This window comes from Streptomyces sp. NPDC005181, from assembly GCF_040608395.1.
GTDB lineage: Bacteria > Actinomycetota > Actinomycetes > Streptomycetales > Streptomycetaceae > Streptomyces.
The window spans coordinates 171,601-194,393 of the sequence record NZ_JBEXID010000006.1; the positions used below are offsets into that span (position 1 = coordinate 171,601).

At 71.1% G+C, this 22,793-nt stretch carries 24 protein-coding genes and 2 pseudogenes; 14 read left to right on the plus strand and 12 right to left on the minus strand.

Annotated features, from left to right (window positions below; translation table 11 throughout):
• Positions 1-29: 29 nt before the first annotated feature.
• The 3 genes from ABZV38_RS06775 to ABZV38_RS06785 are packed head-to-tail and all read left to right on the plus strand — an operon-like array spanning position 30 to position 3,037.
• Entirely contained in the window at positions 30-1,304 is a 1,275-nt protein-coding gene (locus ABZV38_RS06775; RefSeq protein WP_356325248.1) for a CBS domain-containing protein, read from the plus strand.
• Positions 1,294-1,860 carry a DUF1003 domain-containing protein gene (locus ABZV38_RS06780; RefSeq protein ID WP_356325250.1) on the plus strand — a complete coding sequence of 189 codons (567 nt, stop codon included), beginning with the start codon at positions 1,294-1,296 and terminating at the stop codon, positions 1,858-1,860. The genes ABZV38_RS06775 and ABZV38_RS06780 overlap by 11 nt, the downstream gene beginning before the upstream one ends.
• 43 nt (positions 1,861-1,903) lie before the next feature.
• Complete coding sequence (locus ABZV38_RS06785; protein ID WP_356325252.1) at positions 1,904-3,037, plus strand: Mrp/NBP35 family ATP-binding protein; 1,134 nt, start codon at positions 1,904-1,906, stop codon at positions 3,035-3,037.
• A 107-nt stretch (positions 3,038-3,144) separates the two neighbouring features.
• On the opposite strand, the gene ABZV38_RS06790 is transcribed toward ABZV38_RS06785, so the two are convergent.
• The 5 genes from ABZV38_RS06790 to sigE all read right to left on the minus strand — a co-directional run bounded on the left by ABZV38_RS06790 (position 3,145) and on the right by sigE (position 8,084).
• Positions 3,145-3,804, minus strand: coding sequence for a hypothetical protein (locus ABZV38_RS06790; protein ID WP_356325254.1), 660 nt, complete (start codon positions 3,802-3,804; stop codon positions 3,145-3,147).
• Between the two features lie 118 nt (positions 3,805-3,922).
• On the minus strand, positions 3,923-4,399 hold the full coding sequence (locus tag ABZV38_RS06795; protein ID WP_356325256.1) for a sec-independent translocase: 477 nt from the start codon (positions 4,397-4,399) through the stop codon (positions 3,923-3,925).
• A 106-nt stretch (positions 4,400-4,505) separates the two neighbouring features.
• The gene (locus ABZV38_RS06800) at positions 4,506-6,239 is read right to left on the minus strand and encodes a trypsin-like peptidase domain-containing protein (RefSeq protein WP_356325258.1); all 1,734 of its coding nucleotides are present in this window, start codon (positions 6,237-6,239) and stop codon (positions 4,506-4,508) included.
• A 97-nt stretch (positions 6,240-6,336) separates the two neighbouring features.
• Complete coding sequence (locus ABZV38_RS06805) at positions 6,337-7,326, minus strand: zf-HC2 domain-containing protein (RefSeq protein WP_356325260.1); 990 nt, start codon at positions 7,324-7,326, stop codon at positions 6,337-6,339.
• Positions 7,323-8,084 carry an RNA polymerase sigma factor SigE gene (sigE, locus tag ABZV38_RS06810; RefSeq protein ID WP_356325262.1) on the minus strand — a complete coding sequence of 254 codons (762 nt, stop codon included), beginning with the start codon at positions 8,082-8,084 and terminating at the stop codon, positions 7,323-7,325. Before sigE ends, ABZV38_RS06805 begins: the two co-directional genes overlap by 4 nt.
• A 183-nt stretch (positions 8,085-8,267) precedes the next feature.
• Here sigE and ABZV38_RS06815 point away from each other — a divergent pair, with 183 nt between their 5' ends.
• The gene (locus ABZV38_RS06815; RefSeq protein WP_356325264.1) at positions 8,268-8,933 is read left to right on the plus strand and encodes an O-methyltransferase; all 666 of its coding nucleotides are present in this window, start codon (positions 8,268-8,270) and stop codon (positions 8,931-8,933) included.
• A gap of 117 nt (positions 8,934-9,050) precedes the next feature.
• Here the strand turns inward: ABZV38_RS06815 and ABZV38_RS06820 are convergent, their stop codons facing one another.
• Positions 9,051-9,218 (minus strand): DUF3117 domain-containing protein, encoded by a 168-nt coding sequence (locus ABZV38_RS06820; protein WP_003966491.1) that lies wholly within the window; start codon positions 9,216-9,218, stop codon positions 9,051-9,053.
• A 312-nt stretch (positions 9,219-9,530) separates the two neighbouring features.
• Between ABZV38_RS06820 and ABZV38_RS06825 the strand changes: the two genes are divergently transcribed.
• Positions 9,531-10,343 (plus strand): enoyl-CoA hydratase-related protein, encoded by an 813-nt coding sequence (locus tag ABZV38_RS06825; RefSeq protein ID WP_356325266.1) that lies wholly within the window; start codon positions 9,531-9,533, stop codon positions 10,341-10,343.
• Positions 10,344-10,350: 7 nt separating this feature from the next.
• On the opposite strand, the gene ABZV38_RS06830 is transcribed toward ABZV38_RS06825, so the two are convergent.
• Complete coding sequence (locus ABZV38_RS06830; RefSeq protein ID WP_356325268.1) at positions 10,351-10,941, minus strand: DNA-3-methyladenine glycosylase I; 591 nt, start codon at positions 10,939-10,941, stop codon at positions 10,351-10,353.
• On the minus strand, positions 10,938-11,414 hold the full coding sequence (locus ABZV38_RS06835; protein ID WP_356325270.1) for a hypothetical protein: 477 nt from the start codon (positions 11,412-11,414) through the stop codon (positions 10,938-10,940). The genes ABZV38_RS06830 and ABZV38_RS06835 overlap by 4 nt, the downstream gene beginning before the upstream one ends.
• Positions 11,415-11,525: 111 nt before the next feature.
• Here ABZV38_RS06835 and folP point away from each other — a divergent pair, with 111 nt between their 5' ends.
• Complete coding sequence (gene folP / locus ABZV38_RS06840; RefSeq protein ID WP_356325272.1) at positions 11,526-12,398, plus strand: dihydropteroate synthase; 873 nt, start codon at positions 11,526-11,528, stop codon at positions 12,396-12,398.
• Between the two features lie 140 nt (positions 12,399-12,538).
• On the opposite strand, the gene ABZV38_RS06845 is transcribed toward folP, so the two are convergent.
• Together ABZV38_RS06845 and dapE are read right to left on the minus strand one after the other, a co-directional pair.
• Complete coding sequence (locus ABZV38_RS06845; RefSeq protein WP_356325275.1) at positions 12,539-13,288, minus strand: TIGR00730 family Rossman fold protein; 750 nt, start codon at positions 13,286-13,288, stop codon at positions 12,539-12,541.
• Between the two features lie 85 nt (positions 13,289-13,373).
• Entirely contained in the window at positions 13,374-14,453 is a 1,080-nt protein-coding gene (gene dapE / locus ABZV38_RS06850) for a succinyl-diaminopimelate desuccinylase (RefSeq protein ID WP_356325276.1), read from the minus strand.
• A 117-nt stretch (positions 14,454-14,570) separates the two neighbouring features.
• Between dapE and ABZV38_RS06855 the strand changes: the two genes are divergently transcribed.
• Both ABZV38_RS06855 and ABZV38_RS06860 read left to right on the plus strand, forming a co-directional pair.
• On the plus strand, positions 14,571-15,530 hold the full coding sequence (locus ABZV38_RS06855) for a hypothetical protein (RefSeq protein WP_356325278.1): 960 nt from the start codon (positions 14,571-14,573) through the stop codon (positions 15,528-15,530).
• A 285-nt stretch (positions 15,531-15,815) separates the two neighbouring features.
• Complete coding sequence (locus ABZV38_RS06860) at positions 15,816-16,262, plus strand: ATP-binding protein (protein ID WP_356325280.1); 447 nt, start codon at positions 15,816-15,818, stop codon at positions 16,260-16,262.
• A 115-nt stretch (positions 16,263-16,377) separates the two neighbouring features.
• Here ABZV38_RS06860 and dapC read toward each other — a convergent pair whose 3' ends face one another.
• Together dapC and fdxA are read right to left on the minus strand one after the other, a co-directional pair.
• On the minus strand, positions 16,378-17,475 hold the full coding sequence (gene dapC, locus ABZV38_RS06865; protein WP_356325282.1) for a succinyldiaminopimelate transaminase: 1,098 nt from the start codon (positions 17,473-17,475) through the stop codon (positions 16,378-16,380).
• 141 nt (positions 17,476-17,616) lie between these two features.
• Positions 17,617-17,937 (minus strand): ferredoxin, encoded by a 321-nt coding sequence (fdxA, locus tag ABZV38_RS06870; protein WP_018956287.1) that lies wholly within the window; start codon positions 17,935-17,937, stop codon positions 17,617-17,619.
• 117 nt (positions 17,938-18,054) lie between these two features.
• Between fdxA and ABZV38_RS06875 the strand changes: the two genes are divergently transcribed.
• From ABZV38_RS06875 to ABZV38_RS06900, 6 genes and pseudogenes are all read left to right on the plus strand, one after another.
• Entirely contained in the window at positions 18,055-19,056 is a 1,002-nt protein-coding gene (locus tag ABZV38_RS06875; RefSeq protein ID WP_356325284.1) for a GNAT family N-acetyltransferase, read from the plus strand.
• 26 nt (positions 19,057-19,082) lie between these two features.
• The gene (locus tag ABZV38_RS06880) at positions 19,083-19,967 is read left to right on the plus strand and encodes a transglutaminase-like domain-containing protein (protein ID WP_356325286.1); all 885 of its coding nucleotides are present in this window, start codon (positions 19,083-19,085) and stop codon (positions 19,965-19,967) included.
• Between the two features lie 494 nt (positions 19,968-20,461).
• A pseudogene (locus ABZV38_RS06885) lies at positions 20,462-20,780 on the plus strand (3-oxoadipyl-CoA thiolase); the annotation flags it as partial.
• Positions 20,781-20,791: 11 nt separating this feature from the next.
• On the plus strand, positions 20,792-21,562 hold the full coding sequence (gene pcaH / locus ABZV38_RS06890) for a protocatechuate 3,4-dioxygenase subunit beta (protein WP_356325288.1): 771 nt from the start codon (positions 20,792-20,794) through the stop codon (positions 21,560-21,562).
• Complete coding sequence (gene pcaG / locus ABZV38_RS06895; RefSeq protein WP_356325290.1) at positions 21,562-22,128, plus strand: protocatechuate 3,4-dioxygenase subunit alpha; 567 nt, start codon at positions 21,562-21,564, stop codon at positions 22,126-22,128. The genes pcaH and pcaG overlap by 1 nt, the downstream gene beginning before the upstream one ends.
• Positions 22,115-22,696: pseudogene (locus ABZV38_RS06900) on the plus strand (lyase family protein); the annotation flags it as partial. The gene pcaG and the pseudogene ABZV38_RS06900, both read left to right, overlap by 14 nt.
• Between the last annotated feature and the right edge of the window lie 97 nt (positions 22,697-22,793).

A 22,793-nucleotide genomic window follows, 5' to 3' on the forward strand; every position in this document is an offset into this window, starting at 1 on the left:
TCTCGACGGGACGGAAGGAGGCACACAGCATGGCCGCAGGCGCCTCCCGGGTCTTCGTCTCCCACCTCTCCGGTGTGCCCGTCTTCGACCCCAATGGCGACCAGGTGGGCCGCGTCCGCGACCTCGTCGCGATGCTGCGGGTCGGCGGCCGTCCGCCACGGCTGCTCGGCTTCGTCGTCGAGGTGATCAGCCGGCGCCGGATCTTCCTCCCCATGACCCGGGTGACGGGCATCGACTCGGGCCAGGTCATCACCACCGGCGTGGTGAACATGCGGCGCTTCGAGCAGCGCCCCACCGAACGCCTGGTCCTCGGCGAGTTCCTGGACCGCCGGGTCCGGCTGGTGGAGACCGACGAGGAGGTCACGATCCTCGATGTCGCGATCCAGCAGCTCCCGGCCCGCCGCGACTGGGAGATCGTCAAGTACTTCGTACGCAAGGGCAGGGGCGGGGCGCTGCGCCGCAAGGGCGAGACCCTGACGGTGGACTGGTCGGCGGTGAGCGGCTTCTCGCTGGAGGAGCACGGGCAGGGCGCCGAGTCGCTCGTCGCCACGTTCGAGCGGCTGCGCCCCACCGATGTGGCCAACGCGCTGCACCATCTGTCGCCGAAGCGGCGCGCCGAGGTGGCCGCCGCACTCGACGACGACCGGCTCGCCGATGTCCTGGAGGAGCTGCCCGAGGACGACCAGGTGGAGATCATCGGCAAGCTCAAGGAGGAGCGCGCCGCCGACGTCCTGGAGGCGATGGACCCGGACGACGCGGCCGACCTGCTCTCCGAACTGCCGGAGGAGGACAAGGAGCGGCTGCTGATGCTCATGCGGCCGGACGACGCGGCGGACGTACGGCGGCTGATGTCGTACGCGGAGCGGACCGCGGGCGGCCTGATGACCACGGAGCCGATCGTGCTGCGGCCGGACGCCACGGTCGCCGACGCGCTCGCCCGGGTCCGCCGCTCCGACCTGTCCCCGGCGCTCGCCGCGCAGGTGTACGTGTGCCGGCCCCCGGACGAGACGCCGACCGGCAAGTATCTGGGCACGGTGCACTTCCAGCGGCTGCTGCGCGATCCGCCGTTCACCCTGGTCAGCTCGATCGTCGACAGCGACCTCGTAACGTTGACCCCGGACACCCCGCTGTCGGTGGTGACCAGCTATCTGGCGGCGTACAACCTGGTCTCGGTGCCCGTCGTGGACGAGAGCGGCGCGCTGCTCGGTGCGGTGACCGTCGACGACGTGCTCGACCATCTGCTGCCCGAGGACTGGCGCGAGACCGACTTCCACGGCAAGGAGTGGGTCGCCCATGGCGGGTGAGGACCGCTCCCGGCCCTCGGGGCCCGGGCCGTCGGGGTCGTCGGCGATGACGCGCACCGCCAGGGGCCGGCTGGATCAGCCGAAGGACCTGCGGCCGCGCCTGCTGCCGGAGTACGACCCCGAGGCGTTCGGCCGGTTCTCCGAGCGGATCGCCCGCTTCCTGGGCACCGGGCGGTTCATCGTCTGGATGACGCTGATCGTCATCATCTGGGTGCTGTGGAACATCTTCGCCCCGGTGAATCTGCGTTTCGACGAGTACCCGTTCATCTTCCTGACGCTGATGCTGTCGCTCCAGGCCTCGTACGCGGCCCCGCTGATCCTCCTCGCGCAGAACCGGCAGGACGACCGCGACCGGGTCACCCACGAGCAGGACCGCAAGCAGAACGAGCGCTCCATCGCGGACACCGAGTACCTCACCCGGGAGATCGCGTCCCTGCGGATGGGCCTCGGCGAGGTCGCCACCCGCGACTGGATCCGCTCCGAACTCCAGGACATGGTGAAGGACATGGACGACCGGCGGGCACTATTTTCCGCCGAGAGTGACGAAGACCGCTGACGGCCCATCCCGGCGGCGGGTGCGGGCGCCGTAACATCGTCGTATGGCTACCGAAGACGCGGTGCGTGAAGCACTGGCGACAGTGAACGACCCGGAAATCCACCGACCGATCACCGAACTCGGCATGGTCAAGTCGGTCGAGATCGCCGCTGACGGTGCGGTCGCTGTCACGGTGTACCTCACGGTGTCCGGCTGCCCGATGCGCGAGACCATCACCAAGAACGTGACCGACGCGGTGGCGAAGGTCGAAGGCGTCACGCGCGTCGACGTGACGCTCGACGTGATGAGCGACGAACAGCGCAAGGAACTCACTTCGTCGCTGCGTGGCGGCACAGCGGAGCGCGAGGTGCCGTTCGCCAAGCCCGGCTCGCTGACCCGGGTGTACGCGGTGGCGTCCGGCAAGGGCGGCGTGGGCAAATCGTCGGTGACGGTGAACCTGGCGGCGGCGATGGCGGCCGACGGCCTCAAGGTCGGCGTCGTGGACGCGGACATCTACGGGCACAGCGTGCCGCGGATGCTCGGCGCGCACGGCAAGCCGACCCAGGTCGAAAACATGATCATGCCGCCGTCGGCACACGGCGTGAAGGTCATCTCCATCGGCATGTTCACCCCGGGCAACGCTCCGGTGGTGTGGCGTGGTCCGATGCTGCACCGAGCGCTGCAGCAGTTCCTCGCCGATGTGTACTGGGGCGACCTGGACGTCCTGCTGCTCGACCTGCCGCCGGGCACCGGTGACATCGCGATCTCCGTGGCACAGCTCGTGCCGAACGCGGAGATCCTGGTCGTCACGACCCCGCAGCAGGCTGCCGCCGAGGTGGCCGAGCGGGCCGGCTCGATCGCGGTGCAGACCCATCAGAAGATCGTCGGCGTCGTCGAGAACATGTCGGGCATGCCGTGCCCGCACTGCGACGAAATGGTCGACGTGTTCGGCACCGGCGGCGGCCAGAAGGTGGCGGAGGGCCTGACGAGGACGGTCGGCGCCGAGGTGCCGGTGCTCGGCTCCATCCCGATCGACGTACGGCTGCGCGAGGGCGGCGACGAGGGCAGGCCCGTGGTCCTCTCGGACCCGGACTCGCCGGCCGGCAAGGCACTGCGCACGATCGCGGACCGGCTGGGCGGCCGCCAGCGGGGACTGTCGGGCATGTCTCTGGGAATCACCCCGCGCAACAAGTTCTGACGACGGTCCACGTCCTCAATCGCTGCGACGGAAGATCACTCCGCCCGGCGATTGAGGACAGCGCGGCAAACCGGCCGCCGCCGGTCACGGTTCACCGCGCGGAGCCGCTACGCGTACGTGGCGATGTCTCCGATCACCGAGAATCCCAGCCCGTACGCGCTCATCCCGCGACCGTACGCCCCGATGTGCACCCCGCCGTGCGCCGACCCCGCCAGCACCCACCCGTACTCCGACTCGCGGTAGTGGAACGGCACCGGAGCCCCGTCGACCGGCAGGGACAGCACGGACCACGCGGGCCCGTCCAGATCGTCGGCGAGTTCGAACGCCGTCTCCGTCTGCTGGTCCAGCCAGTCGTCGCGCAGCGTGTGGTCCAGCTGCGGGGGCCATGTGTACGCCAGCAGGCCCGAGCCCGCCAGCCAGGCGGCCGACGACACCGTGGTCGCCTCCAGCACCCCCGTACCGTCGCCGCTGCGCCGCACGGGACTGCTCCCCACGGTCACCACGACCGCGAACCGCTGCTTGTCACCGCCCGAGTCGCCCCGGACCAGGGGCTCGTCGCCATGCCCGGTCGATCCGTGCTGCACCGTGCCGTCCGCCGCCGTGCCGACCTGCATCAGCCAGCGCGGACCGGTGAAGGCCTCGTCCAGTCCGTACCAGGGGAACGTCGCCTGCAGGTAGCCGTCGACCGTACGCCGGGCCGCCAGCACCCCCTCTTCGGTGACTGCGCTGGGCGCACCTTCCGCGCCTACCCGACGTGTCGTCTCCATCTGCCCGGCCGCCTCCTCGATCCCTAGGGTCCGGAGTGGCCCGCCCCCCTCGGGCAGCCTCGCAACCGGACAGATGGAGAATAGCCATACCGTCCGGACGAGTCGGGATTGACCGGTGTCAGGTGGCGTCTGCGTCGAACGGCGGGCGGTCGTCCTTCGCGGGCTGTTCACGCTTCTTGAGCAGGTCGGGAGCGCCCGGGGAGCCGTTCGCCGCGGTGATCGCCGCACCGCCCGACACGCCGCCCGCGGACTCCGCCGACGTGGTCTCGCGCCCGTTCACCGCATCGGTGACCTCCGTCATCTCCTTGCGGAGGTCGAAGCTCTCGCGGATCTCCTTCAGCCCGAGATCGTCGTTGCCGTCCATGAGCTGCTTGCGGACGAACGTCTTCGGGTTGAGGTCCTCGAACTCGAAGTCCTTGAACTGCGGGCCGAGCTCCGTACGGATGTCTTCCTTGGCGCTCTCGGAGAACTCACGGATCTTGCGGATGAAGCGCGAGGCGTCCTGGATGACCTTGGGCAGCTTGTCCGGGCCGAAGACGAGCACACCGAGGATCACGAGCGTCACCACTTCGAGTGCGCCTATGTCATTGAACACCTAGTTGCTCCTCGTGTTCTCCGAGACCATGGACCAGGTCGGATGAGGTCCGGCCCCGGCCCACGGTACCCGGCGTTACTGTCCGGGCGGTAGCGTCCCGGTGCCGTCACGTGCCGGTTGCCGACCCCAGGGTCAAAGTCATGGACAGGTCTTTACCACTGCGGGTCAGGCCGAGGTCCAAACGGTCGCCCGGGCGGTGTGCGCGGATCTTCACGATCAGCTCCTCGCCGCTGTGCACCCGCTGGCCGTCCACATCGGTGATGATGTCGCCCGGCTGGATGCCGGCCTTTGCCCCGGGACCGCCCGGCGTCACCGCGGGCTTGCCCTCGGCCCCCTTCGTGCCGACCTTGGCGCCGTCACCGGTGTACTTCATGTCCAATGTCACGCCGATCACCGGATGTGTGGCCTTTCCGGTGTTGATCAGCTCTTCGGCGACCCGCTTGCCCTGGTTGATCGGGATGGCGAAGCCGAGGCCGATGGAACCCGCCTGGCCGCCCTCGGTCGTCGAACCGCTGTCGGCGGCGCGGATGGCGCTGTTGATGCCTATGACGTGGGCGTCGGTGTCGACCAGCGGACCGCCGGAGTTGCCCGGGTTGATCGGGGCGTCGGTCTGCAGCGCGTCCACATAGCTGATGTCGCTGCCGTCGCCCTTCTCGCCGCCCGCGGTGATCGGCCGGTCCTTGGCGCTGATGATGCCGGAGGTGACGGTGTTGGACAGGTCGAAGGGGGCGCCGATGGCCACGACCGGGTCACCGACCTGCACATTGTCGGAGTTGCCCAGCGGCAGCGGCTTGAGCCCGGAGACGCCCTTGACCTTGACCACGGCGAGGTCGTAGCCGCTGTCCTTGCCGACGATCTCGGCGCTCGCGGTCTCGCCGCCGCTGAACGTCACCGTGATGTCGCCGGTGGAGCCGGCCGGGGCGACGACATGGTTGTTGGTGAGGATGTGGCCCTGGTTGTCGAGGACGAAGCCTGTGCCGGTGCCCGATTCGGTGGTGCCGCTGACGTGGAGAGTGACCACGCTGGGCAGGGCGCTGGCGGCGATGCCCGCGACGCTGTCGGGGGCGCGGCCGCCGCTGTTCTTCGCGGCCTGCGGGAGCTCCACCGTGGTCAGACCGCCGTTGCGCTCGATGTAGGCCCCGATGCCGCCGCCGATGCCGCCCGCCACCAGGGCGAGCAGGAGCGCCCCGACGAGCAGGGAGCCGCGTCGGCTCTTTCCCCGCCCGCCGTCGGAGCCGAGCAGCGGACCGGGGTGGGTCAGCGGCTGCCGGGGCGCGCCCCAGGGGTCGTACTGCAGCCACTGCGTGGACTGGGGCGGCTGGGGCGGGGGCGCGAAGGCCGGGGCGGGGGCTGAGCCCGGGGTGGGGACGGGCGCGGGCCCGGTGGGTATGCCCGCACCGTTCGTGCCCGCGTACGGCGCGGGCACGGGGGTGCCGTGGGCCGGTGTCGGGACCGGGCGCTGTACGGGCGGTGCGGGCGCCCAGGGCCCGGGACCGCCGTACGGCGGGGTGCTGTACTCATCGGGCTCGTGCAGCGGCTTCACCGCGGGGGCGGATGCGTGGACCGTCGGCGCGGGGGCCGGGGCTGCGGGTGCCTGTGTCACCGGCTCGGGTGCCACGGGCTCCGGTGCTACCGACTGCGCGGGCGTCACGGGCCCGGGTGCCACGAGCTGCGCGGGCGCCACCGGCTCGGGCGGCGCGGGTGTGTCCACGGCCCGCGCGTCCTCGACCGGTGCATCCACCGCGGCGGCTGCACTCTCCGGCGCTGAAGTGGTGGTGTTCCCCGGCGTGGGGCGGCTCCACCACTTCGCCTTCGGCCCGGTGGGCTTCCCGTCGTCCATGTTCTCCCCGCAACTGCGCAACTGGCCTCTGCACGCCCGTGAGGGGGCGTCCGTCCCGGAATTCAACCAGGTTTGCGAATGTCTGCGCAGACCCCGGTCAGCGCCGGGGAGAAAGCGGCAGACCGTGATCGGCGGAGCTCGGCAGGGCCGAGGCCGATGTGGGCGTCCAGGACGAGGTCGGCGAGGGCGCGGGGGACGTGGGAGCCAGTCCGCTGCCGAGCACCCGGGTGAACAGGGGGCTGGTAGCAGTCGGACGTATCAGCGGCGGCGCGGACACATAGGTCAGCACCGGCACCATGAAGGGGTTGGGCGCGGCGAAACCCGCGCCCAGCAGTGCGGGCACGCGGCCCTTCGAATGCTGGAACGGCGTGGCGGCGACGGTGGAGCTGCTGTCGGGCGCGGCCGACGTGCCGATGCCACCACCGCGGCGGCTGGTCACACTGCCGCTCTCGGCGCGTGCGTCGGCATCGAGGGGGGGCACATTGCTTCCCGCGCCCTCGGCACGGATCGGGGCGTCGGGACCGGCGTCCGTCGGCAGGGCGCCACCGAGCGCGATGGCCGCCAGTGAGACGGCGCTGGCCGCCGCGAAGGCGAACCTGCGGCCGCGCCACAGCGAACGGTCCGCGTCCCGGCCCACCTCATGGATGGGGAACGCAGAACGCGACGCGGCACCCGGAAGCACCGCGGCCGAGCCGTGCGGGGTCGGAAGATAGCCGAAGCGGTCGAGCGGTGAACTCCCCGAAGGCGGATCGGTGCGGCTGCCGGAAGGCTGGATCACGGGGAAGAGTCCGTCGGCGAAGCGCCCGGCGCCGCCGAATGGTCTTCCTTGGCTGTCGTCGTCACCACCAGGTCCCCCGGGAAGGCCCTGCAGCCGGGCGAGGAACCCCTCGGACGGCGAAGGCGGGGCAGACTGTGCGAAGACGCTCTTCAGCCGTCGCTGGGCGGCAGCCTCGGCCTTGCACTTGGTGCAGGTCGCGAGATGGGCGAGAACCCGGTCACGGACGTCATGTTTGAGCTCACCGTCGACAAGCGCGGCAAGCCGGTCCCCCAGGTGCTGTTCCGCAGGGGTCGGACCCGTGCCACTCACGCCGATCCGCCCTCCCCCGCCACCATCGCGCCCGCCAGCGAACGCTGCTCGGCACGGGCCTCGGGAGAGCGGTGCTGCAGCGCCTTGCGCAGATGCGAGCGGCCGCGGTGGATGCGGCTGCGCACAGTGCCGAGCTTCACACCGAGTGTCGCGGCGATCTCCTCGTACGAAAGTCCCTCGATATCGCAGAGCACGACCGCGGCACGGAACTCGGGCGCAAGGGTGTCCAGCGCCTGCTGCACGTCCGCGTCGAAGTGGGTGTCGTTGAAAGCCTGCTGCGGGGACGGCTCACGGCTCGGCAGCCGCTCGGCGGCGTCGTCGCCGAGGGAGTCGAAACGGATCCGCTGCTTACGCCGGACCATGTCCAGGAACAGGTTGGTCGTGATGCGGTGCAGCCAGCCCTCGAAGGTGCCGGGCGTATAGGTCGACAGCGAACGGAACACCCGGACGAAGACCTCCTGGGTGAGGTCCTCGGCATCGTGCTGGTTACCCGTCAGTCGGTAGGCAAGGCGGTACACACGACCGCTGTGCGTGCTGACGATCTCTTCCCATGAGGGCGGCATCCAGGCCTGGGAGTCCGCATCCGAGGCGAAGGTCGCGGTCGGTGCGGAGTCGCTGGAAGAACGGTCAGCAATGTTGGTCACGAATTTCGGCTCACCCGCCGACCTGAGGAAGCGCCGCAGCACTCCTCCCCGATCCACAGGCGCAGCCGCACCTCCCCTGTCGGCTCTGGTGGTGTCCAGTGGAGCCCCTACCATAGCCACCTCGCCCGTTAGCTCCGGATAAGCCTTTTTCCTGCTGGGGCCGGGGGTCACCCCCGGGAACCGCCGGCCGTGGATTCCCGGGCCCGATCTGCGGGCCCCGTCCACGCGCTTTCCCCTGCCCCTTGATAACGCCCGGTCCCATCTGCGGGTTCCCGGGTACAGCGGATACAGTCACCGTTGCGCCAACTACGGGGACAGGAGAGGGTCATTACCGCCAACCGGCAGACGAGCTGGGCGTTCGCCGACGCCTTTGTCGCCGAGGACGAAGCACTGCGCTGGGCCCGGGACCGGGCCCGGGACGCAGGGCTCCGCTCGGTGTCGCCAGGCACCGGCGCCGTGCTGCGCCTGCTCGCTGCCACGACGGACGCCAAAGCGGTGGCCGAGATCGGCACCGGAACCGGCGTCTCCGGCATCTATCTGCTGCACGGGATGCGGCCCGACGGCGTCCTGACCACGGTCGATCCGGAGCCGGAGCGTCAGCAGTTCGCCCGGGAGGCGTTCCGGGCCGCGGGATTCGCCGCCAATCGGGCCCGGTTCATTCCGGGACGCGCCCTCGACGTACTTCCGCGACTCGCGGACGGCGGATACGACCTGGTGTTCTGCGACGGCGACCGGCTGGAGAGCCTGGACTGCCTCGCTGAATCGTTGCGCCTGCTGCGACCTGGTGGTCTGGTCTGCTTCGAGGGTGTCTTCGCGGACGGCCGCACGGTCGACTCGGCTGCGCAGCCCGCGGAGGTGCTGAGGCTGCGGGAGCTGTTGCGGGCGGTGCGGGAGAGCCAGGAGCTGATGGCTACGTTGTTGCCGGTGGGCGACGGGTTGCTGTGCGCGGTCCGGCGCGGGTGACCGTCCCGCGGTCCTCGTCCCTTGCCCTGCACCCCGGGCGGTCAAGTGTTCCGGACGCACCACTGCCCCGGCACGGACTCCGTGGCGGGGCAGTGGTGAAGTGTGGGCGCCTCCGCGTCAGCCGACGACCTTCTTGAGGGCGTCGCCGAGCGCATCGGCCTCGTCCGGCGTCAGCTCCACGACAAGCCGACCGCCGCCTTCGAGCGGAACGCGCATGACGATGCCCCGCCCCTCCTTTGTCACCTCGAGCGGGCCGTCGCCCGTCCGCGGCTTCATGGCCGCCATGCTCGTTCCCCTTCCTGAAACCAGCTCATATCAACCGGCGGCCCCATGACAGGCGCTGTGTCACCGGCATCGAACACATTGCTTCCAGGCCATTATCCCGCATCACAGACCCCGATGACCAACATCGGTCTGCATCGCTTGCGCAACGCGCTCTCTCAAAACCACTCAATTCGGCGATCCGACTGCGATACTACGTCGCCTTCGCCCCTGCATCGGGGCGCAATTGTTAGACGCAGGTCACATGTTCGCCCTCCGTGATGTCGGCCATGCTTGCCTCGACAGGCATTGCCCGAGGCGCAAAGGAGACAGCAAATGGCGGACAACGTGGCCGACACGGTGCTCTACGAAGTAACTGACGGTCTCGCGACGATCACGATCAACCGACCCGGCGCGATGAACGCCATGAATACGGCGGCCAAGGTGGCGCTCCGTGACGCGCTGCAGTCGGCCGCGGCCGCTGCCGCCGTACGGGCCGTTCTGCTCACCGCTACCGGGCGCGCCTTCTGTGTCGGCCAGGACCTCAAGGAACACGTCGCCACGCTCGCCGCCACCCACGAATCCGGCACGGGCAATGCGCTGAGCACCGTGCAGGAGCACTACAACCCGGTCGTGCGGGCGATCACCGAGATGGAGAAGCCGGTCGTCGCCGGGGTCAACGGTGTCGCGGCCGGCGCGGGCTTCGGGTTCGCGCTCGCCTGCGACTACCGGGTGGTGGCCGACAGCGCGTCCTTCAACACCTCGTTCGCCGGGGTCGCCCTGACCGCCGACTCGGGCGTCTCGTGGACGCTGCCCCGGCTGATCGGCCAGAGCCGCGCGGCCGACCTGCTCCTCTTCCCTCGGTCGATCTCCGCGCAGGACGCCTACGAGCTCGGCATCGCGAACAAGGTGGTGCCCGCCGACGACCTCGCCGCGGAGGCCCTGGCGGTGGCCCGCAGGCTGGCGGACGGTCCGACGGTGGCGTACGCCGCGCTGAAGGCCTCCCTGGCCTACAGCGCCGGCCACACGCTGAGCGAGACGCTGGAGAAGGAGGACGAGCTCCAGACGAAGGCGGGCGCGTCGGCGGACCACACGATCGCGGTGCAGGCCTTCCTGGACAAGGCGACGCCGAAGTACCTGGGGAAGTAGCTCTCCGCTACGCCGCGGTCCCCCGGGCCACGCACTCGGCCAGGTGGTCGTCGACCAGCCCGCACGCCTGCATCAGGGCGTAGGCCGTCGTGGGGCCGATGAAGCGCAGGCCGCGCTTCTTGAGGTCCTTGGCAAGGGCTGTGGACTCCGGGGTGACCGCCGGGACGTCTCCGAGGGTGCGCGGGGCGGGGCGGGTCGCCGGATCGGGGGCGTACGACCAGATCAGTGCGTCCAGCTCGCCGTCCGGCCAGTCGGCCAGCACCTTGGCGTTGGCGAGGGTCGCCTCGATCTTCGCGCGGTTGCGGATGATCCCGGCGTCGGCGAGGAGGCGTTCCTTGTCGGCGTCGGTGAACTCGGCGACCGCGGGAATCTTGAACCCGGCGAAGGCGCTGCGGAACCCTTCCCGGCGGCGCAGGATCGTCAGCCAGGACAGCCCGGACTGGAACGCCTCCAGGCAGAGCCGTTCGAACAGGGCGTCGTCGCCGTGGACGGGGCGGCCCCATTCGGTGTCGTGGTAGTCGAGGTAGTCGTCGGTGGACAGTGCCCAGGAGCAACGCAGCCTGCCGTCGGCCGCGGCTTCGACGCCGGCGCCGCTCATCGCTGCGGCTCCCCGCCGGGCCGGGACCCGGACTGCGGCCCGGAAGGTCCGGAAGGTCCGGAAGGTCCGGGCGCGGGGCCGGACGGCGCCGGCCGGTGCGGCGGTTCCCACGGGGACCGCTCGCGGCGCGGCCGGTCCTGCGGCTCCTTGAAGAGCCCCTTGCCGCCCACCGCCGTCGCCTGCGCGCCGGCGAGCGCCGATTGCAGCTCGGCAATCCGCGCGTCGCGTTCGGCGAGCTCCGCGCCGAGCCGGCCGAGGGCGTCGTCGACGTCCGTCATCCGGTAGCCGCGGGCCACCACGGGCAGTCGCATCGCCTCGATGTCCGCACGGCCGACCGGGCGGTTCGCGGGCAGCGGGTCGGTCAGCTGCTCGGGCGCCACGTCCTGCAGGACGGCACTCCTCCCTCCGCCGACCACCGCGAGGGTGACCGCAGCCACGACCACCACCATCGCCAGCAGCAAGAACCAGAACACGCGCATCTCCCCTGGGGCGGAAACCTGTCCGGCTCCGATCGTGCCATGCGGTGCCGACAGTTAGGGTCGCAGGCGACCCACGGGGCGATCTACCAAGAGGAGAAACACGGGATGCGAAGCGGTGCGCTCAGGCTGGGGCGGCGCGATTTCGGGGCGCACGAGCCGGTGATCATGGCGATCGTGAACCGTACTCCGGACTCTTTCTACGACCAGGGCGCGACCTTCCGCGACGAGCCCGCGCTCGCCCGGGTCGAGCAGGCCGTCGCGGACGGCGCCGCGATCATCGACATCGGCGGCGTGAAGGCCGGCCCCGGCGAGGAGGTGACGGCCCAGGAGGAGGCTCGGCGCACGGTCGGGTTCGTCGCCGAGGTGCGGCGCCGCCACCCGGATGTCGTCATCAGCGTCGACACCTGGCGCCACGATGTCGGCGAGGCGGTCTGTGAGGCCGGTGCGGATGTGCTGAACGACGCGTGGGGCGGTGCCGACCCGAAGCTCGCGGAGGTCGCCGCGCGGTACGGGGTGGGGCTGGTATGCACGCACGCGGGCGGCGCCGAACCGCGGACCCGGCCGCACCGGGTCGTGTACGACGACGTGATGGCGGACATCCTGCGGGTGACGGAAGGGCTGGCCGAGCGGGCCGTGGAGCTCGGGGTCAGGCCGGACGGCATCATGATCGACCCCGGTCATGACTTCGGGAAGAACACCCGGCACTCGCTGGAGGCGACGCGTCGGCTCGGTGAGATGGCGGAGACCGGCTGGCCCGTCCTCGTATCGCTGTCCAACAAGGACTTCGTCGGGGAGACCCTCGACCGGTCAGTGAAGGAACGGCTGCTCGGGACGCTGGCGACCACCGCGGTGTCGGCGTGGCTGGGGGCGCGGGTGTACCGGGTGCATGAGGTGGCGGAGACGCGGCAGGTACTGGACATGGTGGCGTCGATTTCCGGGCATCGGGCGCCGGCGGTGGCGCGGAGGGGGCTGGCGTAGCCGGGGCGTTGCCCCTGCCCGCCCCTGCCCGAAACGGCGCAAGCCCCCGGACCCCGTTGTGTCCTCGATCGCCGGACAGGTTTGTTCAAGCCTGTCCGGCGATCGAGGAGCGGGGTCCGGGCGGATCCCCGCGTGCCGTCCTACCGGCCGACTTCCTTCGTCACCAGGTTGACCGCCTCTTCCACGCTGTCCGTGACGTGGAACAGCAGCAGGTCCCGCTCGGACGCCTTCCCCTGCGCCACCACCGTGTCCCGCAGCCAGTCGACGAGCCCGGTCCAGTACGCGGTGCCGAAGAGCACGATCGGGAAGCGTGTCACCTTGCCCGTCTGGACGAGGGTGAGCGCCTCGAAGAGTTCGTCCAGGGTGCCGAGGCCGCCGGGCAGGACGACGAAGCCCTGCGCGTACTTCACGAACATCGTCTTGCGGACGAAGAAGTAGCGGAAGTTGACCCCGATGTCGACATGCGGGTTGAGGCCGGACTCGAAGGGCAGCTCGATTCCGAGGCCGACCGAGACGCCCTTCGCCTCCCGCGCCCCCTTGTTCGCCGCTTCCATCGCTCCGGGCCCGCCCCCGGTGATCACCGCGAAGCCCGCCTCGGCCAGCGCCTTGCCGATCTGTACGCCCGCCTCGTAGTCCGGTCCGCCGGCCGGGCTGCGGGCCGAGCCGAAGACGCTGATGGCACTGGGCAGCTCGGCCAGGGCGCCGAATCCTTCGACGAACTCCGACTGGATGCGCATCACCCGCCATGGGTCGGTGTGCACCCACTCGGAGTCGCCCTCGGTGTCCAGCAGCCGCTGATCGGTGGTGCCGGGCTGTACCTGTTCCCTGCGGCGCAGTACCGGTCCGAGCCGCTGCTCCTCGGGGACGTGCGCTTCCTCGGGGTTGCCCATGACCTGCTCCCTCCGACGACATGCCGACGTTCTGTGTCAGGTCAGAGTAGATCTACCGAGGTGACGCGCAGGGGAATGTCATGGGTCAGCTGGTGAGCCAGGAGCGGAGCCGCTCCTCGCAGTGGGTGATCCGGTCGACGGCCACGTGTTCGTTGCGCTTGTGCGCGAGGAGCGGGTCGCCGGGTCCGTAGTTCACCGCGGGGACGCCCAGCGCGCCGAAGCGGGAGACGTCCGTCCAGCCGAACTTGGGCTGGGCGGTGCCGCCCACCGCGGCCATGAACGCCTTGGCCGCCGGGTGGGAGAGGCCGGGCATCGCCGCGCCGGAGTGGTCGTCGACGGTGAACTCGACGACGCCGCAGTCCGCGAAGACCTCGTGGACGTGGGCCAGGGCCTCTTCGGCGCTGCGGTCGGGGGCGTAGCGGTAGTTGACGACGACGGTGCAGGCGTCCGGGATGACGTTGTTGGCGACGCCCGCCTCGATCCGTACCGCGTTGAGCCCCTCGTGGTACTGCAGCCCGTCGATGACCGGCCGGCGCGGTTCGTACGCGGCGAGGCGGCCGAGGATCGGGGCGGCGGCGTGGATGGCGTTGGACCCCATCCAGCTGCGTGCGGAGTGCGCGCGCTCCCCTTCCGTACGGAGAAAGACCCGCAGGGTGCCCTGGCAGCCGCCCTCGACCTGGGCGTCGGACGGTTCGAGGAGGACTGCGAAGTCACCCTTCAGCCAGTCCGGGTGGGCGTCGGCGACATGGCCGAGCCCGTTGAGGTGTGCGGCGACCTCTTCGTTGTCGTAGAAGACGAAGGTGAGATCGCGGTTGGGCTCGGGCACGGTGGCGGCGATCCGCAGCTGGACGGCTACGCCGGACTTCATGTCGGAGGTGCCGCACCCCCAGAGCACGCCGTTCTCGTCGAGCCGGGACGGAACGTTGTCGGCGATCGGGACGGTGTCGATGTGTCCGGCGAGCACGACGCGTTCGGCGCGGCCCAGCTGCGTTCTGGCGACGACGTTGTTGCCGTGCCGGTCGACGGTCAAGTGCGGGAGGGCGCGCAGAGCCGTCTCGATCGCGTCGGCCAGCTCCTTCTCGTCCCCGCTGACCGACGGGAAGTCGACGATCCGGGCGGTGAGCGCGGGGCCGTCCAGGGTGAGGTCAAGCGTGCTTTCGGGCATGGAACCGACCCTAAGCGACTTCGGGTACCAGTCCTCAGGAGGTACCCGGCCCGATGGGCCGGCCCCCCTGGAGGAAGCGGTCCCGGGCCCGCTCGGCCCCTCCAGTACGGTAGGCCCGTGCCCCGGACCGCTTCCTCCACCCGCCGACACACCGGCCGCAGCCGTCCCTTCCGTATCGCGGCAGCTCTCGCCGTGCTTCTCGCCGTGGCCGGCTATCTGACCGTGCAGTACGTCACCGGCGACAAAGGTGTCGAACGGTGCACGGTGCAGTCCGCCGACGGTTCGGCGGGCCGGGGGCGTACGTACCGGATGAGTCCGGAGATGGCCGCGAACGCCGCGACGATCTCCGCGGTCGGCACCTCGCGCGGAATGCCGGAGCGTGCGGTGACGATCGCGCTGGCGACGGCGTTGCAGGAGTCCGGGCTGCGCAATATCCAGCACGGCGACCGCGACTCGCTCGGGCTGTTCCAGCAGCGTCCCTCGCAGGGCTGGGGCACCGAGAAGCAGATCATGGACCCGGTCTATGCGGCCGGGAAGTTCTATCAGCATCTGGCCGAGGTCCCCGGCTACTCGCGGCTGCCGCTGACCGTCGCCGCGCAGCGCGTGCAGCGCAGCGGCTACCCGCAGGCCTACGCGAAGCACGAGCCGGATGCCGCGCTGCTGGCCGCCGCGCTGACCGGCCGTACGCCCACGGCGCTCAACTGCAGGCCGACCCGGACGTCGGCCGCAGCGGCCGACGCGGCGAAGGTTCGCGCGGAGTTGGTGCGGACCTTCGGCAAGGGCGTGCTGCCCACCACGGGCGCGGCGAAGGGTGTGGCGTCGGCGGGCGGGGCGTCGGCGGGCGGGGCGTCGGCGGCGGGCACGGTCTCGGTGCCGGTGAAGTCCGCCCGGACCGCCGGGGACGGTGGCACGGCGCAGCGCGGCTGGGAGCTCGCGCACTGGGCCGTGGCGCAGGCCGAGGCGCTGGACATCGACGAGGTCGCGTATGCGGGACGGATATGGAAGGCCGGGTCGGGCTGGCGGACGGAGCGCACGGAAGGGGGCACCACAGCGGTCCGCATACGGCTCGTTCGCTAGTACGGAAGGTCGCCCGTACGGGCCATCCGGCCTTTCCGGAACCGGCCGTCACCGCACGCTTTCGACAGCTCTCCCTCTGTGCGCCAAATCCCTTGCGAACAAAGAGAAGTGACGGTTCATCGAACACTCGATGAATGCAATGTTTGCCCGGGTTCCTCCGTTGCCGATTATGTGACGCATTACCGACTCTTTACCTCGGCACACCGCAACCTCTCCCTCCCCCACGACGGTTGTCACTGCGTCCGGTCAACGGACAGACAGAATCCACACCGTCGAAGGAGCATCATGTCCCTCCCCCTGACCCGTCGGATCGCCCGTGCCGCGCTGCTGATCGCGGCGGGTGCAGCCCCCGTGGTCGGTGCGGCCGGCGCCGCAGGTGCCGCGGAGCTCCCGCAGACCCCCGAGCTCGGCGGTCTGACCACGGTTGACGGCGCAGGCCTCGACAAGGCCGTCGACGGCGCGTCCCAGCAGGGCACCAAGGCCGCAGGCGCCACCGGCGGCAAGATCGTCGGGACGACCCTCCCGGCCGCAGGCAAGACGGGCGGCACGGTCGTCCCCACCGCGCAGAAGGCCGCCGGTGAGGCCGCGGGCAGCGCCGGTGAGCTGGTCGGCGGGGCCACCGGTGCCGCAGCCAAGGGCGGTCTGCCCACCGACAGCCTCGCCGGCGGCGGCCTGCCGACGCAGGGCCTGCCCACCCAGGGCCTGCCCACCCAGGGGCTGCCGATCGGCTGATCCAGTCGGCACGACACGCGCGAGAGGGCCTCGGGTGCGCACTCCCGAGGCCCTCTCGCGCGTGTCCTTCAGATCATGCGATGCAGATCACGGGATGCCGGTCATGTCGTCCGGCTCAGGACAGCCGCTTGACCGCTGCCTCGACGCGCTCGTCCGTCGCCGTGAACGCCACGCGTACGAAGCGGTCGCCCGCGGGTCCGTAGAAGTCGCCGGGCGCCACGAGGATGCCGAGCTCCGCGAGGTACGCCACGGTCTCCCAGCACGGTTCGTCGCGCGTCGCCCACAGGTAGAGGCTCGCCTCGCTGTGCTCGATCCGGAAGCCGTGGGCCTCCAGCGCCGCCCGCAATGCCGCGCGCCGCTCCGCGTACCGGGTCCGCTGCGCGGCGACGTGCGCGTCGTCGCCGAGCGCCGCGATGGTCGCCGCCTGGACCGGGGCGGGCGTCATCATTCCGCCGTGCTTGCGGATCAGCAGCAGCTCGCCGAGGACGGCCGCGTCGCCCGCGATGAAGGCCGCACGGTATCCGGCGAGGTTGGAGCGCTTGGAGAGCGAGTGAACGGCGACGATGCCCTCGTACGTACCGCCGCAGACGTCGGGGTGGAGCACGGAGACCGGTTCGGCCTCCCAGCCCAGCTCCAGGTAGCACTCGTCGCTGAAGACCAGCACGTCGTGCTCGCGCGCCCAGGCGACGATCCGGGTCAGCTCGTCCTTGGACAGGACGCGGCCGGTCGGATTGGACGGCGAGTTGAGCCAGAGCAGCTTGAGGCCGGCCGGGTCGAGCTCGGTCGGGTCGTCGTAGACGAGGGGCTCGGCGCCGCAGAGCCGGGCGCCCACCTCGTACGTCGGGTAGGCGAGCCGCGGGTACGCCACCTTGTCGCCCGCGCAGAGGCCGAGCTGGGTCGGCAGCCAGGCCACGAGCTCCTTGGAGCCGACGACCGGCAGCACGTTCTCGTGCGCCACGGCGACCGCGCCGAGGCGCCGTTCCACCCAGCCGGTGAGGGCGTCGCGGAGTTCGGCCGTTCCCCACACCGTCGGGTAGCCCGGGCTGTCCGCGGCGGCGACGAGCGCCTGCTGGATCAGATCGGGCACCGGGTCGACGGGGGTGCCGACGGACAGGTCGACGATGCCGTCCGGGTGGGCCGCAGCGGTCGACTTGTAGGGCGCGAGCTTGTCCCAGGGGAAGACCGGGAGGCGGGAGGAGACTGCTGCGGACACGGATCTCTGCTTTCTCGTACGAGGGTTACGAGGGTGATGCGGGTGGTTCGGGGGCTGCCGGTGGCCCGGGCCGGAAAACACCTCGGCCCCGCACGGTGACGAGCCGTACGGGACCGGGGCGGCGCACGTGCCGGCCGCTGCTTACTGGTTCTGCGGTGGCAGTGCTGCGATGAACGCGTGGTCGCGTTCGATCAGGCCCAGCTTGGAGGCACCACCGGGCGACCCGAGGTCGTCGAAGAACTCGACGTTCGCCTTGTAGTAGTCCTTCCACTCCTCCGGGGTGTCGTCCTCGTAGAAGATCGCCTCGACCGGGCATACCGGCTCACAGGCTCCACAGTCGACGCATTCGTCCGGGTGGATGTACAAGGACCGCTGGCCCTCGTAGATGCAGTCGACGGGGCACTCTTCGATGCAGGCCTTGTCCTTTACGTCGACACAAGGCTGCGCGATGACGTAGGTCACGCTGTCGTTCCTCCTCGGTAGGGCGTTGGCTCTCGCGCGGGAGCGCGGCGTCGTCGATGCCCACGTCTAGTATCTCCGTTCTTGGGCACGAACCGAACAGGAGGGGCGGACAGAGCTGTGGAATTCACCATCGGCGGACGGCTTGAGGTCCGAATTACACCAGCTGACGTGGGCAAACGGGTATCAGTCCGACGCCGCTCCAAGGGCGACGCGGCGGGGACGAAGTTCACCGACACGGTAGGTGTTCTCACATCGTGGGACGCCGGTGTGCTGTCGATCACACCGAAGAGCGGTGAGTCCGTCCATATCGCCGAATCGTCGCTGGTGGCGGGCAAGGTCGTGCCGTCCGCACCGGCCCGGCGCCGGGGTCCGGCTGCCACGTTCGCGGAGCTCGCCCCCGTCTGTGCCCGCGCCTGGCAGCCCGTCGAGAGCGAACCGCTCGGCGACTGGCTGCTGCGCTCCGCGGCCGGCTTCACCCGGCGCGCCAACTCCGTGCTGCCGCTCGGCGACCCGGGGATCCCGCTCGACGAGGCGCTCGCACGGGTGAAACGGTGGTACGACGACCGGGGCCTGCCCGCGTACATCCAGACCGCGACCGGCGCCGAGGGCACGCAGGAGGAGCTGTGCGCGGAGCTGGAGCGCCATGGGTGGCGGCGCGAGGTGACGGCGCAGCTACGGATCGCGGCGCTGGCCCCGATCGGCGATCTGGACGCGGACATCGCGCCGGTGCGGCTGAGCCGGGAGATCGACGAGAGGTGGCTCTCGCGCTACCAGCGGTTCGACACCCCCGGCCCTCATGTGCTGAAGGTGCTGGGCAGCGGGCCCTCGGTGTGGTTCGCGACCGTGCCGGGTGACGCGGAGGGCGAGGCGCCCGCGGCGATCGGGCGGTGTGTGGTGGACGGGCGCTGGGCGGGCTTCATGGCCGTCGAGGTCGGTGCCGCGTACCGGCGCCGGGGTCTCGCCACCGCCGTGATGACCGCCCTGGCCCGCCAGGCGCTGGACGAGGGCGCGTCGGCGGCGTGGCTGCAGGTGGAGGAGGACAACGAGGGCGCGCGTGCGCTCTACGACCGGATGGGGTTCGTGACGCATCACCTCTATCACCACTTCCGGTCGGCGTAACCGGGGAAGGTACATACGTGTCCCCCATGAACCCGCCGAACCCCCCGAACCCACCGGATCCGCCGGACCCCGAGAACCCGTCGGGCTCCGGGCGGGACGAGCTCCGACGGCAGTTCGCCGAGGAGGCGCGCGCCGAACGGCCGGATCTGGCGCTGCTCTGCCTGCTGCTGGCCGCGGAGGCCGACCCGGCACTGGACGCGGCCGGGATCGACGCGGCGCAGATCGAGCTGGACCGGCTGGCGGGCCTGCTTCCGTACGGGGTACGGAGCGGGCCTGCCTGGGCCTCGGCGCTGGCCGAACTGCTCGGCGAGCGGTGCGGGTTCGCGGGCTCCTCGGCGGACTACCAGCGGCTGGAGTCGTCACTGCTGCACCACGTGCTGCGGCGCCGGCGCGGACTGCCGATCCTGCTGTCGGTGGTGTGGATCGAGGTGGCGCGGCGGGCGGGCGCCCCGGTGTACGGGGTGGCACTGCCGGGTCATTTCGTCGTCGGGTTCGGCGATCCGGCCGAACGGGTGCTGGCCGACCCGTTCGCCGGCGGCCGGCCGATGACCGGGCAGGACGCGGAGCTGCTGGTGACGGGGGCGACCGGAGCGCCGCTGGAACCGTCGATGCTGGTGCCGGCCCGCCCGCTGGAGATCGTGCTGCGGATCCTGAACAACATCAGGGCGTGGGCGGCGGTCCGCCCGGAGAGCACGCGGGTGGCGCTCTGGGCGGTGGAACTCTCGCTGCTGCTGCCGTCCCACCCGGCGAGGCTGCGGTACGAGCGGGCTCAGCTGCTCGTACAGAGCGGGGAGTTCCTCCGCGGAGCGGCGGAGATGGAGGAGTACGCGGAGCTGGTGGGGGCGGTGGAGCCGACAGCCGCGGAGGCGATCAGAGGACGGGCGCGCGCGGCGAGGGCGTTGCTGAACTAAGGCCTCGTCCGGATCATGCCGGGCCACGCGGTCCGGCCTGATCCGAACGAAAGACCCGGGCCTACGAGGGGGCGGCGGTACCGCGGCCGTCCCGGCTGCAGCGAGCGGAGCCCGGACGGCGGGCCGCACCCAGGCCGCCGCATTCACCACCCGGTTCCGGCAGACCGGAGCCGTCCCGGGCGCGTCGCCGGGCTGCGCGCCGCACGCGGTGGCGTTCACACCCCGGCCCCGGAGCGGATCCCCTCCGGGCTTCTCGCGCGCCCTCATCGGCGCGGCACATGCGGTGCCCGAACCATTGACAAGCCCGTTGCTTTTCCCGAAACTCACGTCACACCGCGAACCATTGTTCATCCAACGAACGCAAGATTCCGGGGAGGCCCGCTCCGGCCTCTGCGACAGGGAGGCTGCGCCGCGACGTCCCGGGCCGTTGACGAACGGGGGATCGGGGATCAGAATGAGCGGCAGTGTGAACTTAAGTTCATCTGACGAACTCGTTGAGGGGGCTCGGTCCCGTCGAGGCCGTCAGGAAGGCCCTGACAGGGCAGGCCGCGGCTTCGGCGACCTCACCACTTCGAACTCAACGAGGCCTTCGCCGCCCAGTCCCCGGGCTGCCTGGCCGAATGGCCCGCTCTCGACCCTGCGGTCGTCAACCCGCGTGGCGGAGCCATCGCCATCGGCCACCCGCTCGGTGCCTCCGGTGCCCGTATCGCCGGAGCCGTCGCCCACCAGCTCGCTGCCGCGGGCTCCGGAACCGGCCTCGCCGCCCTGCGCATCGGCGTCGGACAGGGCCCCGCCCTGGTCCTGGAAAGGTAGGAAACCCCCGTATGACCACCCCTCTGACCCAAGGTCAAATCTCCGCGGAGATAGCCGAGCAGCGCGAGGCCTACGCCAAGGCCGTGGCCGCCGGCGCGCCCGAGCGCAGCCACCCCGACCGCGGTTACGCCCCGTACCGCAGCAGCGTCCTGCGCCACCCCGGCAGGCCGCTGGTCGCCCTGCACGACCCCGAGGCAGTGGAGCTCTCCGGCCCGGTCTTCGGAGTCACCGATGTCATCTCCCTCGACCACGACCTGACCCGCCGTCACCGGGGGGAGCCGCTCGGCGAGCGGATCAGGGTCACCGGCCGGGTCCTGGACCGCGACGGCCGCCCGGTGCGCGGCCAGCTGGTGGAGGTCTGGCAGGCCAACGCCTCGGGCCGCTACGCGCATCAGCGCGACGACCACCCCGCCCCTCTCGACCCCAACTTCACCGGCGTCGGCCGCTGCCTGACCGACGATCAGGGCGCGTACGAGTTCGTCACCGTCAAGCCGGGCACCTACCCCTGGCGCAACCACGTCAACGCCTGGCGTCCTGCCCACATCCACTTCTCGCTCTTCGGCAACGCCTTCACCCAGCGGCTGATCACCCAGATGTACTTTCCGGGGGACCCCCTCTTCGCCTTCGACCCCATCCTCCAGTCCGTCACCGACGACTCCGCGCGCCGGCGGCTCGTCGCGGCCTACGACCACGACCTGTCCACCCCCGAATGGTCGCTCGGCTACCGCTGGGACATCGTCCTCGACGGACCGGCCGCCACCTGGATCGAGGAGGGCCGCTGATGTCCACCACCCCGTCGCAGACCGTGGGCCCGTTCTACGGCTACGCGCTGCCCTTCGCCAAGGGCGGCGAGATCGCGCCCGCCGGACACCCTGACGCCCTCACCGTCCACGGCTACGTCTACGACGGCGCCGGAGCTCCCGTCCCCGACGCCCTCATCGAGACCTGGCAGCCCGCACCCGACGGCTCACGCCGCGGCGCGCCCGGGTCGCTGCGCCGCGACCCCGTCACCGGAGCGGTCATCGGCCGGGGCGACGTCGGCTTCACCGGCTTCGGCCGCGTGGGGACCGACGCGGACGGCCACTACGAACTGCGTACGCTGCCGCCCGGCGGCGTCCCCTACCTCTCGGTGATCGTCTTCGCCCGTGGTCTGCTGCACCATCTGCACACCCGGATCTACCTGCCCGGCCTGACCGACGCCGCGGCCGACCCGCTGCTGGCCGGCCTGGAGCCCGAGCGCCGCGCCACCCTCCTCGCCGTCGCCCACGGGGAGCGACTGCACCGCTTCGACATCCGGCTGCAGGGTGACGGTGAGCACGAGGAGACGGTCTTCCTTGCCTTCGACTGACGCCGCCGAGGACTTCGGCCTGCTCTCCCCGGGGCCGGCCGGGTCACCGGTCGAGGCCGCCACCGGCGACGCCGCCTACGTCCGCGCGATGCTTGATGCCGAAGCCGCGCTGACCCGCGCACAGGCCGCACTGGGCCTCGCCCCCGCCGCGGCGGCGCAGGCCGTCACAGCGGCGGCCGACGAGACCGGCCGCTACGACGTCCGGGATCTCGCACTGCGCGCCCGCTCCGGCGGCAACCCCGTCATCCCGCTCGTCGCCGACCTGACCGCGGCCGTCGCCGAGCGCGACCGGCAGGCTGCCGCCCATGTGCACCGCGGCGCCACCAGCCAGGACATCCTGGACACGGCCGCCATGCTGGTCGCCGCCCGCGCCCTGGAACCCGTCCTCGCCGACCTCGGACGCGCGGCCGACGGCGTGGCGCGACTCGCCGCCGAGCACCGCGACACACCGATCGCCGGACGCACGCTGACCCAGCACGCCGTGCCCACCACCTTCGGTCTCAAGGCCGCCGGCTGGCGCTCGCTGATGCTCGACGCCCACGACCGTCTCGCGGCTGTGGGGGGGGCGGGGGCGGCCCCGCGCGGGGGGGCGGGCGGGCGGGGGTGGGCGCCACTGTTATAAACTAAACACAAAAAAAAAAAAGATATAACTACTTATAGATTAA

Coding starts and splice junctions, on each gene's coding strand:
- ABZV38_RS06775 (WP_356325248.1), top strand. CDS start 30: ATGGCCGCAGGCGCCTCCCGGGTCTTCGTCTCCCACCTCTCCGGTGTG.
- ABZV38_RS06780 (WP_356325250.1), top strand. CDS start 1,294: ATGGCGGGTGAGGACCGCTCCCGGCCCTCGGGGCCCGGGCCGTCGGGG.
- ABZV38_RS06785 (WP_356325252.1), top strand. CDS start 1,904: ATGGCTACCGAAGACGCGGTGCGTGAAGCACTGGCGACAGTGAACGAC.
- ABZV38_RS06790 (WP_356325254.1), bottom strand. CDS start 3,804: ATGGAGACGACACGTCGGGTAGGCGCGGAAGGTGCGCCCAGCGCAGTC.
- ABZV38_RS06800 (WP_356325258.1), bottom strand. CDS start 6,239: ATGGACGACGGGAAGCCCACCGGGCCGAAGGCGAAGTGGTGGAGCCGC.
- sigE (WP_356325262.1), bottom strand. CDS start 8,084: ATGGTAGGGGCTCCACTGGACACCACCAGAGCCGACAGGGGAGGTGCG.
- ABZV38_RS06820 (WP_003966491.1), bottom strand. CDS start 9,218: ATGGCGGCCATGAAGCCGCGGACGGGCGACGGCCCGCTCGAGGTGACA.
- ABZV38_RS06825 (WP_356325266.1), top strand. CDS start 9,531: ATGGCGGACAACGTGGCCGACACGGTGCTCTACGAAGTAACTGACGGT.
- ABZV38_RS06830 (WP_356325268.1), bottom strand. CDS start 10,941: ATGAGCGGCGCCGGCGTCGAAGCCGCGGCCGACGGCAGGCTGCGTTGC.
- folP (WP_356325272.1), top strand. CDS start 11,526: ATGCGAAGCGGTGCGCTCAGGCTGGGGCGGCGCGATTTCGGGGCGCAC.
- ABZV38_RS06845 (WP_356325275.1), bottom strand. CDS start 13,288: ATGGGCAACCCCGAGGAAGCGCACGTCCCCGAGGAGCAGCGGCTCGGA.
- dapE (WP_356325276.1), bottom strand. CDS start 14,453: ATGCCCGAAAGCACGCTTGACCTCACCCTGGACGGCCCCGCGCTCACC.
- ABZV38_RS06860 (WP_356325280.1), top strand. CDS start 15,816: ATGTCCCTCCCCCTGACCCGTCGGATCGCCCGTGCCGCGCTGCTGATC.
- ABZV38_RS06880 (WP_356325286.1), top strand. CDS start 19,083: ATGAACCCGCCGAACCCCCCGAACCCACCGGATCCGCCGGACCCCGAG.
- pcaH (WP_356325288.1), top strand. CDS start 20,792: ATGACCACCCCTCTGACCCAAGGTCAAATCTCCGCGGAGATAGCCGAG.
- pcaG (WP_356325290.1), top strand. CDS start 21,562: ATGTCCACCACCCCGTCGCAGACCGTGGGCCCGTTCTACGGCTACGCG.